Here is a 14,076-nt window from a genome sequence, read left to right as displayed (position 1 = left end):
TTTGTTGCAATAAATTGCAGGTGAATAATAAAATAGAATAATCACATAAAACCGAATGAAAAATCACAAAATTTTTTATTGATTATTGGAGGATAAGTCGGTATGATTAAGACATGGAAAGCCTGTAAAAAGATCAAGTCATGTCTTTTTACAGAGAAAAGCGTCCGAGAAATCGGGAATGAAGAGAAAGGAGCGCTTATGAGAAAGAAGAAAGTACTAAGCCTGTTGTTGGCCATTGTCATGGTTTTTTCCATGATGGCAGTGCCGGGAGTTTCTGCTTTTGGCGCACAGAAGGCAACAACAGAGAACATCGGCGATGTGACAGGAAAATCGGAGGATGGCAATGTTCTCATCTTCCAAGTGGGCGGACAGGAGGTCCGCGTAGAACTCTGCACACCGCGTACAGTTCGTGTACAACTATCCCTGGATGGAGCAGACGGCTACCGCCCAGAGGATCCGCAGTATTACATGGTACAGAAAAATGAGTGGGATCCGGTTGATAAGACGGTGACCGATGAGGGCGATGTAATAAAGATTCGCACTTCTATGATGGAGATCCGTGTACAGAAGAGCCCACTGCGCATCGGCATGTATGACTTGGAGGGCAATTTGCTCAGCAAGGATGCAGACGATCAGGGCATGTATTGGGATGACAGCGGTATCCGTGGCGTTAAAAAGGTGGAGGGAACGCAGAATGCCGGCGGTATTTTCGGTTTCGGCTCTGGCGACCACGGCCGCAGAAGCAACCTCAACCGCTACGACAATGATTTTACTGAATTCACTATGAGCCACGGCCGCGTAATCGCACCGTTCTTCATGAGTACGGTCGGTTACGGTGTGTTCTTAAACACCATTGAAGAGGACGCCAAGTTCTTCAAACATGGCGGTGGTTTCCAGACCAAGGGTTACCTTGACTACTACTTCATGTATGGCCCGGATTTTAAAACCATTCTGAATGAATATGCGGAGATCACCGGCCGCATGGAACTCTATGGAAAATGGGCGCACGGCTTTATGCTTTCCAAGTACGGTAACGACAACGCAACACAGGCGGAATTCCTAGAGTGGCTTCACCGCCTGCGCGACGAAGGATACCCGACGGACTGCTATGTGTTCGACTACGGTTGGCGCGGCGATGTAGCCGACAACGGGAACCCTCAGCACGGTGCTGGTGAAAAATGGGGCAAGCAGATGTGGAGCAATGACAAGACAAAGTTCCCGGATATCGACGCCATGTTTAAAGAGGCGGACGAGCTGGGATTCCGTGTAGGCTTGCATAACAATGCCGGAACTCCGGAGGCATCCGGCGGCAAAGAGCTTTATAAGCCCGAATATGAAGAGAAATGGGTCAAATCCTATATGGACAGCGTCATTACCACTGGCTATGGCGATTGGTTCTGGCCGGATGAGTTTGATGTGCTGGGGTCCAACACTGCCCCGACGTTCTCCTCCAAAGGCGCTTATGAGGCTTGGAAAGAGTATACGGTAGAATCCCGCCCAATGTTCATTACCCGTGGCAGCTATGCTGGCCAGCATTTTGCAACTGCTTGGTCAGGCGACATCAACAACACCAGCGCAGAATTGGACAATCAGATTGGGTTCAGCATTGACACCGGCCTTATTGGATACTGGGCGTCCTCCAACGACCTGGGCGGCTTTATGAAGCGCCCGACCGATGAACTGTACACCCGTTGGGTATCGGAATTCGGCGCTTGGAGCGGCATTATGCGTACGCATGGCCACGATGGACGTGAAGCCTTGGACCTATGATGAGACAGCCCAGGAAACTTTGAAAGAGAACCTGAAGATTCGTTATGCTTTGTATCCTTACATCTACTCTTTGGCATGGCAGGGTTACAGTCAGGGTGTGCCGATCATGCGCGCCATGTTGCTGGAAGATGACAGCCAGTACAATCCAGATGCGTGGGATCTCAATAAGCAGTATTACTATGGGGATTGGTTCCTGGTGGCCCCGGCCTCCGCAACAACGGATACGGTTGTAAGCGTGTGGCTTCCCGCCGCACACCACCTGGTACAACTATTATACTGGCGAGCGCTATGAGGGCGGCGAAATTGGAAAGACCATCCATGTGGCAGCAGCTTTGGATGAAATTCCGGTATTCGTCAAATCCGGTGCGATTGTTCCGATGGGACCGGATGTGAATTATGCGGACGAGAAACCGCTTGATCCACTGACACTGGATATTTATCCGAAGGGAACGACCACCTTTACACTGTATGAGGACGACGGAGAAAGCCGTAGATATATCACGGAAGATGCTTACAGCACGACGACCTTTGAAAGCGTACAGGAAGGAAAGGATATTTCCTTTAAGATTCACGCGCGTGAAGATCATAATCCCGATGTTTACACGCCGGATGAGCGTTCCTATAATCTAAAGTTTAACCATATTGCAGAGATCAATGGTGTGACCATCAATGGAACTCCGATCTCCGCAGCGGAATCCCTCGAGGAATACAACGCAGCAGAGCAGGCCTATTGGCTGGACGCAGAAAATCATATCGTTTATGTTCGTACCCCGGACACAGGCGACGAGATCAATGTAGTCCTTGACTCCAATGGTATTGTAGAGCCTGCGTTGGGCGATGAAGATGAAGGACTCCCTCCACCGGTCATCACAGATGGCGAGCGGTTTGAACTGGAAGACGCTGAGATGCTGCCCACCGCAGAAGGCGAAGTAAAGCCGGACAACGAGTGGAAGGGCTACACCGGAAGTGGCTTTGCAAAGGGCTTCAAGAAGAGGGAGACGCAGTTCAGTTTGAGGTAAACGTAGAGAATGCAGGTACATATGATCTGGTTCTCCGCGTTAACAATGGTAAAAAGAACGATCCAGCTTATGATAGTGCGCCGCGTACGGGTGGCCTGTACATTCAGGACCAAAAGGCGGCTGATCTCAGCTTTGAAATTACCGATGTCTGGGGCAATGTCGTGGACGGCGTCAAGCAAGGCGTGTGGGTTGATTACACATACCGCGTCCAATTAGCAGCTGGTATCAATACCATCAAGATCCGCGCAGAGGGCAATAACCCTGGCAACTACAACCTGGATTCTGTGACCTTTAACCGCGTGGATACGTCAACCAATGCATTTGGCCGGATTGAAGCGGAGAGTTCTTCGCATCTGGAAGGCGGCATTGCGGTTGTTGAAGATGAGGCCGTTTCCAATGGCAGTCTATTGAGAGCTACAGAGAATGGCGCTTGGGCTCAATTTGATGAAGTACGCGGCACCGGTAGAACGGGTGTTGCCATCCGTGTCAGAAGTACAACAGGCGGTAGCATCATCGTTTACGAAAACGGTGTAGGCGACAAGATTCTGACCACCATTACTCTGCCATCCGATGGCGAATGGCATACCTTGAATGTAGAATCCAAGGATACGGACGCAGAAACCAGCAATATTTTCTTGTCCTTTGTTGGCGAGGACGATTTCAACTGCGATGTGGACTGGTTCCACTTTACGACCGACCGTGAAACGGTTGATGCATACAGTCAGATTGAAGCGGAGTCAGCGGATGAGCGGGAAGGTATTGACACAACGACGAAAACGGTCAACGGCGAAAAAATCAAGCTGTTAAACCACATCGAAAATGGCGACTGGGCAAAATTTGCAGATGTCAACTTTGGCAACGGCGGGGTTAGCGGCTTTGAAACCCGTGTAGCAGCCGGATTGCAGGGTGGCACTTTGGAAGTACGCCTTGATTCCGAGAGCGGGATTAAGGTGGCTGAGGTGACGATCGAGAGCACCGGAGACTGGAATACATTGAAGGTATTCTCCGCGACTTGTAAGGACATCAAGGGTATCCATGATGTCTATCTGAAATTTGTCAATACGACGACGGACAATTCCATTTGTGATATGGACTGGATTCGTTTTACACGGGATGTGGCGACTGTCTCTACACAGGTGGAGGGCGGCACAGCGACTGTGACCGTCGATGCGCCGGACCCGGTGGAAGAAGGAAACACTGTGAAGGTGGAGATTTCTAACATCGAAGTCGGCAAGGAATTCGATTCAATCTCAGCAGAAACCCAGGACGGGACACCAGTCAAATTGACCGAAGTAGAAGCAGGGAAAGCATATACCTTTGCTATGCCGAATACCAAATTGGTAACCGTGACGGTAACGCTGAAGCAGGGCGAGAACATTGTGGAGCCTGGTAGTGTATTTGAACTCGAAAATGCGCGTGGCGATACCAGCAGCTCGAAGGGCGACGGTAGCGGTAAGGTACGTGTGGATACCGAATGGGCTGGATATACTGGGACTGGTTATACAGCGGGCTGGAAGGCCGTTGGACATTATGTCGAGTTTGATGTCCATGTACAACAGTCTGGAATCTACGACTTAGTTCTGCATGCTGGAAACGGCAAGAAGAACGAAGCAAAGTACGATAATACCCCAAGAACGGGCGCTTTGTATGTAGACGGCGTAAAAGTAGCAGATTTTGGACTGGAAGTACACGACAGTTGGGGCGATTGGTTTGAACACGCTATTGAAGGAATTGAGCTGACTGAAGGCTCGCATACGATTAAGATCCGCTCGGAAGGTTCGGATAACCCCGGTAACTTTAATCTGGATTCTCTGCGGTTTGACCGTGTAGGAGATTTGAGTCCCGCAGAGCCGCAGCTGTTGACCGTACAGTGGAGCAGCAATGCAGCGGTGGAAGTGGAAGGGAATGCAGATGTGGTGATCTCCACGGATGCAATCTACGGCGCGAAAGTGTTGCCGGGCGAAGATCTGACCTTTACCTTCACCCCGACCGACGGCGCGTTCGCCAGTGCACAGCTCAACGGAGAGGATATCCCGTTTGAACCAAACGGCTTTACGTACACCTACACGATGCCGAATGAGAGTGCGAGCCTGCGCTTTACCTTTACGAAGGTGGACAAGGACATCTTGAAGATTGTCCTGGATGAGGCGAACAAGGTTACACAGGAGGACATCGACCGCCTGGTACCGGAAGTACGGGAACTCTTTGTGAATGCCCGGACCAACGCGCAGGAGGTCTACGACGATCCAGCCGCAACCCAGGAGGAGGTCAACAAGGCTTGGAGCGAGCTGCTGGAAGCGATGCACCTGTTGGAATTCGAGGAAGGCGACAAGGAAGTGTTGCTGCCGTTGATTGAAATCGCAGAGCAGTTGGCGGAGAAACTGGATGCATTCAAGCCGAGCAGCACGGAGGGCTTCGAGGAAGCGCTGAGTGAGGCAAAGGACGTCTATGCGGAAGAGAACCCGCTGAAAGCGGAAGTGGACAAGGCATATGAGAACTTGCAGAAGGCGATTGAAAATCTGAAATACCGTGCAGACCTGTCGGCGCTCCAGACCGTGGTGGATGAAGCGAATAGCCTGGATATGGACAGTTATATCCAGGACGAGGCATTCCAGACCTTTAATGGAGTGCTGGAAGATGCAGAGACGATGCTTGGGAATCCGGAGGCCGGACAGGAAGAAGTGGATGCAATGGCGAAGAAGCTTGCGGAAGCAATGGCAGCCCTGCGGAAGATCCCGAGCAGAGAAGAGTTGCAGAAGCTCATCGAAGAGACAGAAGCGATCGACTTGAACGGTTATACGGACCGTAGTGTGGCAAACCTGGAGGCGGCGCTACAGATAGCAAAGGCAGTCGCCGGGGATGAAACCGCAGACAACCAGACAATCGCAAAGGTATATGTGAACCTGGAAGCAGCTGTAGCAGGTTTGGAGAAGGCGGAAACGCCGAAGCCCAACCCGAAGCCGGACAACAAGGGAGGAAAGGGAAGCAGTTCTGTGAATGCCTCCAACTCCTATGGAGCGGCAGGCGTCGTTTCTGCGGCACAGAACGTCTCGACCCAGAAGGCGCATGTGATGAGTGACACGACAGTGAACTTCACGCTCAAGAGAGGCAGCGCATACTGCTTCAAGATGACGGTGGTAAATGGAAACAACCAGACGCCGAGCTTTACAGTAGGTAATGGCAGCGTTCTCAAGACGCAGTTTGTGGCGAAGGTTGGAAACGATTACTACTACAGAGTCTATGCAACCGGCACACCGGGCCAGAGCACGGGCATCTACACGACCCTGCCGGGTCAGAATGCAGTGAAACACTGCACGGTGACCATTGGTTGAATGTCAGATCAGTTTCAGAAGGAATAAAGATACACCATATCCGGTCAAAACTTGGCGGCTTATGGTAGAAAGCGTTCCTTAGCAATCAATGCGAACAAGCGATTGAATTCATGCAGTAATAAAATGAAGGCACCAGGCACATCATCTTGTGATGTGCCTGGTGCCTTTTTCTTGTTTATCAATGTCCTCTATAATAAAGAAATGAAAAGGCAGACATTTTTAATTCTTATCTGTCGGATGTATTGAAGGGAATGTCGGTAAACACTTACATTCAAAATCTAATCTCTAATCGTACAAAGTATTTATTCAAAATTATTGCAAAAAACTTGCGAGTATGTTAGGATATTTTTGGCAGAACCGACGATCGACGTTCGGGCTGTTTATATTATTGTGGAGCCTATGAAGAGAAGGAGGAAAGAAATGAAAAACAGAAAAGTAACCGCATTATTGCTTACGTTGGCCATGCTTTTGACAGGTACTGGCTTAACACAGGCAGCGGCAGTGGCAGGGACGCCAGTCAATCCGCAATTTGACGGACAATACTGGTATAACGCCACAAAAACAGTGGAGGGGGACGGTCGCTTCTCCAGAACAAAGGTATATGAGGAAAATCGAGAACCTCAACGCAGCTACTTTATTCCGTATGACACAGAAGAAAAAGCCCTTGCGCGAGACCGAGAGGCATCGGACTATTACATGCTTCTGAATGGAGACGATTGGAAGTTCAAAATTGTGGACAAGCCGGCGGATGCAATTATGTACTTCCAGAATGATGATTATGATACGTCCGATTGGGATACCATCATGGTTCCGTGCAGTTGGCAGATGCAGGGGTATGATACACCGATCTATACGAATATCCCTTATCCGTGGACCAACTATGAAGACCGCGGGGATTGGCAAGATGCGCTGGCCCCAACCGTCTATAATCCGGTTGGCCATTACAAAAAGACGTTTATTGTGCCGGACAGCTGGAAAGATCGTGAAGTATTTGCATCATTCCAAGGTGTTGAATCCGCTTTCTATCTGTATATCAACGGGCAATATGTAGGCTATTCGGAAGATAGCTTTACTATGCATGACTTTAATATCACCCCTTATCTCAGAGATGGGGAAAATACCATGTCCCTGCGGGTATACCGTTGGTCCGACGGAAGCTGGTTGGAAGATCAGGATTTCATTCGCTTGTCCGGTATTTTCCGCGATGTGGAATTGTTCTCCAAAGACAAGGTGGAGATGCGCGACTATTATATTCAGACGACCTTTGACGATGACACCTACACAGACATGACTTTAGATCTACGGGTTGACGTACGTACGCATGACAATGCGGACGCATCCGGCTACACGGTGAAGGCCAAGTTGTTGGATGCAGAAGGCGAAGTCGTTTTTGATGACGTTTCTCTTCCGGTCACCGAAATCCCAGACGGTGAGGATGAGGTAGAACTGCATACGGCAATCCCGGTGGAGGCGCCACATCAGTGGTCAGCAGAGGACCCCTACTTATACAACCTGTTGCTTCAGTTGGTGGATCAAAATGGGAATGTTATAGAAAACATTGGCCACCGGGTGGGATTCCGCCAAATTGAAATCAAAAATATTGGTGTCTACAATGGTAAGGACTATGGAAACAAGCAAATGATGACCATTAACGGAAAACGCTTAATGTTGCGAGGATTCAACCGCCATGAAGTGCATCCGGAATATGGCCGTTATCTCCCGCGCGACTTCCAAGAAGAAGACATCAAACTCATGAAAAAGAATAATGTAAATGCCATTCGTACTTCGCACTATCCCAATGATCCGAATTTCTACGATTTGTGCGATGAATATGGTATTTATATTTGTGACGAAGCAAATGTGGAGTCTCATGATGTACGAGGAAATTTCCCATCCAACATTGAAGTTTGGCGTGGACCCTGCCTGGATCGTATGGAAAACATGGTGGAGCGCGACAAAAACTATGCATCCGTAATCATGTGGTCTTTGGGCAATGAGGCCAGCGAGACATGGACGCCCGCGGATGGAAATGCTTTTAAGCTCATGAGCGAATGGACCAAAGAGCGCGACGCCGGACGCCCGATCAAGTATGAGCGCGATAACCGCTGGACAGATGTCATGAGCGTGCAATATCCTGCGTACGGAGATGTCACAAATTACTGCAATGGCTCTTCAACAAAGCCATACATCATGTCTGAGTATGCGCATGCGATGGGTAACAGCACTGGTTATTACAAGAAATATTGGGATATTTTCCGCGAGCAGCCACAGGCACAGGGCGGCTTTATGTGGGACTGGGCGGATCAGACCCCGCTCTGGGACCTCCCAACCGCAGAAGAGGGAACTGGTTTCTTGGATCAGGCATCGGATTTGCGCAATACTTATACGGGTACGGTGGAAAAGACTGGGGATCGCCCCGATGTAAACAATGTTCTGCGCGGTTCAGCGATTTTTGATAATACACCCTATTTAAATTTCTATACAGGAAATACTGAAATGGCTGATGGCGTAGTGGTTGGCAAGACCTTCACGATTGATGTCACCCTCAAGCCAGAAAAACCCGCAGGTTATGATTCTGCGAAAGACCGTGTATTTAACTACATAGTTGGTAAGGGCGATCAACAATATGCGTTACAGCAGATCAAAACGGCTGACGGAGAAGAACTTATCCAGTTCTATTTCGGGAAGAATTGGACAGAGGTTAATGCACCAATGCCGGACGATTGGTTTGGAAAAGAGCATCGTATTGTGGTCTCTTATAATTACGACGAAGGCACAGCAAAGCCGGTGACCATTAAAATCTATATTGATGGAGAACTCAAGACAACCTATAATGATGCGGCTACCATGGACAACAGCGACCAAAAATTCTCCATCGGGATCAACAGTCAATATAAAAACCGCGGTTCCTTTAGCGGTGAGATTGATTCTGTGCGTATTTTTAAAGAAGTACTCTCTCCGCAGGAGATTGACGAAGCTAATATTGATGCTGGGGACCAATACCGCGTATTCTTCTGGGCTGATTTTGATGACGAAGCCGGTGTGACACCGGACCGAGTGGTTGATAAAGGCGGATATGGATACGACGGAACACTGCAATCCGGTAGTACCATCGTTCCAAAGGACGGAGAAAATCCGGATGAAACGCTTGGAGGCGAAGACAAACCTGGGGCGATTTCCGGAGATAAGGCTCTGCGAGGGACGATGACCTTGGAGAGCAACGACGATTTGGATATTACTGGCACAACTCCATTGACCTTGGAAGCTTGGGTAAAACCGGATGCGTTAGAAGGTCATAAGACCATCATGGGTAAGGGCGACAACCAGTATATGATTAAGACCAATGGAACAAATTTGGAATTCTTTATCTATGATGAAACTCGTAAAAATGCCAACTATGACCAGTATGTAAGTGTGACAGCTGCTCTGAACGCAGAAGACTGGGTCGGAAAGTGGCAACATGTAGCGGGCGTTTATGATGGTAAGAGCTTAAAACTCTATTTGAATGGGGAACAGGTGGCAGAAAAAGCCCTGAACGGCGAAACGATCCAGCCCGGTGAATCCCATCCATTTGCCGTTGGTACTTGCACGCAAGAGAGCGGGCGGCAGTTCAGTGGACTGATCGACGATGTCCATGTATACGATAAGGCTTTGACCTTAGAGGAATTCAACGACACCAATCGCCAGCCGACAGCTCCCCATACGCTACTCTGGGTGGATTTCCAGTCCATGCGTGAGGGCGATCCCATTGAGGCCACTGGACCAGTAGCAGCGCCGGGCAAATATTATGCTTATGGCGGCGACTGGGGAGAGACTGTCCACGACGACAACTTCCTGGCCAACGGCGTGGTGTCCTCCGATCGGAAACCGCATCCAGCGCTTGCTCAGGTCAAACAGGTGCAACAGGAGATCAATTTCAAGGATACAGATGTAGAAAATGGCGTAATTCGCATTGTCAATGAGTTCCTGTTCACGACCACAGAAGGCTATGATTTCCATTGGGAATTGATGCAGGATGAAAAGTTGATTGACAGCGGCAACTTTGAAGTGACAGTAGATCCGCTGAGCGAACAGGATTATACCATCGAAGGATTCGCTCTTCCGGACGAACTGGCGCCGGGAGCCGAATATTGGCTCAATCTGCATGCGACGCTCAAAGAAGACACCCGTTGGGCGGAAGCAGGCTATGAGGTTGCAAAACAACAATTTAAGCTGGATGTAAACACACCGAAGCATGCGAACAAGTCGTTGGCCTCTTTGCCAGAACTCACGTATACCGAAGAAGGCGATACAGTTACCATTACAGGCGAGGCGTTCACAGCAGTATTTGATAAGACGCAGGGAACCATTACTTCTTATCAGTACCAGGGGGATGAGTACCTAGTTGACGGCCCTGTTCCAAACTACAATAAGCCTCCAGTTGACAATGACCGTGAGAATGGCTTTGTATCTCGAACAGCAACTTGGAAAAATGCAGGTCAAAACCGCACGGTGACCAATGTACAGATCGCAGATGTGGCCGAAGGAAAAGGTGTCAGCTTCACGGTAGATGCAACACTGCCTACTTCAACGCAGTCTACCTATAAAGGCGTTATTACTGTCTATGGCGATGGACAGATCGTGTTCGATCAAACGCTGCATCCCGGTTCTTCTTCTCTTCCGGAGATTCCTGAGGTTGGCACAATGATGAAAGTCAAAGGAGAATACGATCAGATTACCTATTATGGAAGAGGTCCTGAAGAAAATTATCGTGACCGCCAGGATGCATACGATGTCGGCGTCTATGAGTCCACGGTTATGGATCAGTTTGTCCATTATGTGGAGCCACAGGAGCATGGAAACCGCAGTGATGTTCGCTGGATTGCTCTGACCAATACGGATGGAAAAGGCTTTATGATCAGCGCAGAGAGTGGCGAAGTTATCGAAACCAATGCCTCCTATTTTGAGCAAAATGATCTTGCTTCTAAGAAGCATCCGTATCAGCTCATTCAGGAGGAAGATATTTATCTTAAAATCAACCAGTTGACTTCCGGCCTTGGCGGCCAGCAGAGTTGGGGCGCCAGACCAGAGGAATATGTGACGATCCGTCCTAACCAGGATTATCAGTATACCTTCCGCTTTACTCCAATTGCAGAAAAGGATATCCATGCAATGATGGAAAACAGCAAGACGGGTCTTACCGATAAACTGGTCGAATCTATTTTAGTCGATGGAACGCCAATCGAGAATTTCCAGCAGAATGTTTATGAGTATGAAGTTCCTGTGGTGTCCATTGATTCCGTTCCGAAAGTGACGGTTTCAGTCAACGATGCGGATGCAATGGTAACCGTCGAACAGGCAGATTCTTTGCCCGGAACAGCCGTGGTCAAGGTGGTACCTTCCGGTGCGGATGAAGCGGATGCATGGGTCTATACCATTCAGTTCTCTGTCATGCAGTTCACTTATATGAGTGACTTGGATTGGACGTCCGCCACAACGGGTTACGATTCTTACCAACCCAGCAAAGACTCGCATAACAACAGTGGAAAGTTGACTTTGTTGGACGAGAACAATGAGGAAGTTCAATATGACAAAGGAATTGGCACACATGCAACCTCTGACATTATTTACAATTTGAATGGTGCGTTTGACCTGTTTGAAGGATTTGTTGGAGTCGACCGTTCACAGTCCCATAATAACAATGCAAGTATCACCTTCCAGATATTCTTGGATGGAAATGATACACCGGCATTTGATAGTGGTGTCATGCGTGTAGGTACGGTACAAAAACACTTCTCTGTAGATATTTCTGGAGTAGATGAAGTAAGGCTCCATGCAGACATGGGCGAGACAAACGCGAATGACCATGCCGACTGGGCCGACCTTAAACTCTTTAAGAGTGAGGAAACCAGTACAGTCTATGCAGTCCGTACAGAGGTTGCGGGAGGTACAGCGGTCATCACAACAGAGAAATCCGCCGCGAAGGAGAATGATACTGTTCGAGTAACCATTTCGGATGTGGAAGAAGGAAAACAGTTCAAGTCAATCCAAGTGAGGGATAAGAGCGGTGCTGTTTTGCCCATAACGACAGAGGAAGAAGGAAAAGCTTATACGTTTGTTATGCCAGCATCCGCAGTTCAGGTGATAGTAGAACTGGAACCTGAACAAATTATTCCCGCAGAGCCGCAGCTGTTGACCGTACAGTGGAGCAGCAATGCAGCGGTGGAAGTGGAAGGAAATGCAGATGTGGTGATTTCCACGGATGCAATCTACGGCGCGAAAGTGATGCCGGGCGAAGATCTGACCTTTACCTTCACCCCGACCGACGGCGCGTTCGCCAGTGCACAGCTCAACGGGGAGGACATTCCGTTTGAACCAAACGGCTTTACGTACACCTACACGATGCCGAATGAGAGTGCAAGCCTGCGCTTTACCTTTACGAAGGTGGACAAGGATATCTTGAAGATTGTCCTGGATGAGGCGAACAACGTTACACAGGAGGACATTGACCGCCTGGTGCCGGAAGTGCGGGAACTCTTTGTAAATGCCCGGACCAACGCGCAGGAGGTCTACGACGATCCGACCGCAACCCAGGAGGAGGTCAACAAGGCTTGGAGCGAGCTGCTGGAAGCGATGCACCTGTTGGAATTCGAGGAAGGCGACAAGGAAGTGCTGCTGCCGTTGATTGAAATCGCAGAGCAGTTGGCGGAAAAGTTGGATGTATTCAAGCCGAGCAGCACGGAGGGCTTCGAGGAAGCGCTGAATGAGGCAAAGGACGTCTATGCCGAGGAGAACCCGCTGAAGGCGGAAGTGGACAAGGCATATGAGAACTTGCAGAAGGCGATTGAAAATCTGAAATACCGTGCAGACCTGTCGGCGCTCCAGACCGTGGTGGATGAAGCGAATAGCCTGGATATGGACAGCTATATCCAGGACGAGGCATTCCAGACCTTTAATGGAGTGCTGGAAGATGCAGAGACGATGCTTGGGAATCCGGAGGCCGGACAGGAAGAAGTGGATGCAATGGCGCAGAAGCTTGCGGAAGCAATGGCAGCCCTGCGGAAGATCCCGAGCAGAGAAGAGTTGCAGGAGCTCATCGAAGAGACAGAAGCGATCGACTTGAACGGTTATACGGACCGTAGTGTGGCAAACCTGGGGGCGGCGCTACAGGTAGCAAAGGCAGTCGCCGGGGATGAAACCGCGGACAACCAGACGATCGCAAAGGTATATGTAAACCTGGAAGCAGCTGTAGCAGGTTTGGAGAAGGCGGAGACGCCGAAGCCCAACCCGAAGCCGGGCAACAAGGGAGGAAAGGGAAGCAGTTCTGTGAATGCCTCCAACTCCTATGGGGCGGCAGGCGTCGTTTCTGCGGCACAGAACGTCTCGACCCAGAAGGCGCATGTGGTGAGTGACACGACAGTGAACTTTACGCTCAAGAGAGGCAGCGCATACTGCTTCAAGATGACGGTGGTAAACGGAAACAACCAGACGCCGAGATTTACGGTAGGCAACGGCAGCGTTCTCAAGACGCAGTTTGTGGCAAAGGTTGGAAACGATTACTACTACAGAGTCTATGCAACCGGCACCCCGGGCCAGAGTACGGGCGTTTACACGACCCTGCCGGGACAGAATGCGGTGAAACACTGCACGGTGACCATTGGTTGAATGCCGGATACCAGCGAAGGGCATAAGCCATTCGATCCAGCAACCACTGCTGGAAGAGAGCCTGCGTAGGAACGCCATAAGCGCGAAAGGCGCTGTGCGTCCACCGGGCCAGAGCACGGGCGTTTACACGACCCTGCCGGGGCAGAATGCAGTGAAACACTGCACGGTGACCATTGGTTGGACGCCGGATACCAGCGAATGGCATAAGCCATTCGATCCAGCAACCGCTGGTGGAAGAAAGCCTGTGTAGGAAACTCCCAAGGAGCAAAAGACGTTGTGCGTCCACCGGGCCAGAGCATAGGCGTCTACAC

At 49.8% G+C, this 14,076-nt stretch carries 5 protein-coding genes and 1 pseudogene; all 6 read left to right on the top strand.

The genetic code is table 11. The features are described 5' to 3' along the window. Positions 1-102: 102 nt before the first annotated feature. Positions 103-1,783: pseudogene (locus ACGCCZ_RS06395) on the top strand (TIM-barrel domain-containing protein); the annotation flags it as partial. Positions 1,784-1,876: 93 nt separating this feature from the next. Next, entirely contained in the window at positions 1,877-2,062 is a 186-nt protein-coding gene (locus tag ACGCCZ_RS06390) for a hypothetical protein (protein ID WP_411655611.1), read from the top strand. 10 nt (positions 2,063-2,072) lie between these two features. Beyond that, a complete protein-coding gene (locus ACGCCZ_RS06385) occupies positions 2,073-2,789 on the top strand; it encodes a DUF5110 domain-containing protein (RefSeq protein ID WP_411655610.1) in 717 nt (238 codons plus the stop codon). Continuing rightward, positions 2,717-6,121 carry a carbohydrate-binding protein gene (locus tag ACGCCZ_RS06380; protein ID WP_411655591.1) on the top strand — a complete coding sequence of 1,135 codons (3,405 nt, stop codon included), beginning with the start codon at positions 2,717-2,719 and terminating at the stop codon, positions 6,119-6,121. The genes ACGCCZ_RS06385 and ACGCCZ_RS06380 overlap by 73 nt, the downstream gene beginning before the upstream one ends. Before the next feature lie 420 nt (positions 6,122-6,541). Then, positions 6,542-13,765, top strand: a complete 7,224-nt coding sequence (locus ACGCCZ_RS06375; protein ID WP_411655590.1) for a glycoside hydrolase family 2 TIM barrel-domain containing protein — start codon at positions 6,542-6,544, stop codon at positions 13,763-13,765. Continuing rightward, on the top strand, positions 13,758-14,015 hold the full coding sequence (locus ACGCCZ_RS06370) for a hypothetical protein (RefSeq protein WP_411655589.1): 258 nt from the start codon (positions 13,758-13,760) through the stop codon (positions 14,013-14,015). Before ACGCCZ_RS06375 ends, ACGCCZ_RS06370 begins: the two co-directional genes overlap by 8 nt. The last annotated feature ends 61 nt before the right edge of the window (positions 14,016-14,076 follow it).

It is taken from the genome of Anaeromassilibacillus sp. SJQ-1 (assembly GCF_046693725.1).
In the GTDB taxonomy this organism is placed as follows: domain Bacteria; phylum Bacillota; class Clostridia; order Oscillospirales; family Acutalibacteraceae; genus Anaeromassilibacillus.
The sequence above is the reverse complement of the archived record's forward strand: the minus strand, read 5'-3'. Positions and strand labels throughout refer to the sequence as shown.

Bases quoted from the DNA above. Each gene is read 5' to 3' on its own strand.
- ACGCCZ_RS06390 (WP_411655611.1), top strand. From the start codon at position 1,877: ATGCGCGCCATGTTGCTGGAAGATGACAGCCAGTACAATCCAGATGCG.
- ACGCCZ_RS06375 (WP_411655590.1), top strand. From the start codon at position 6,542: ATGAAAAACAGAAAAGTAACCGCATTATTGCTTACGTTGGCCATGCTT.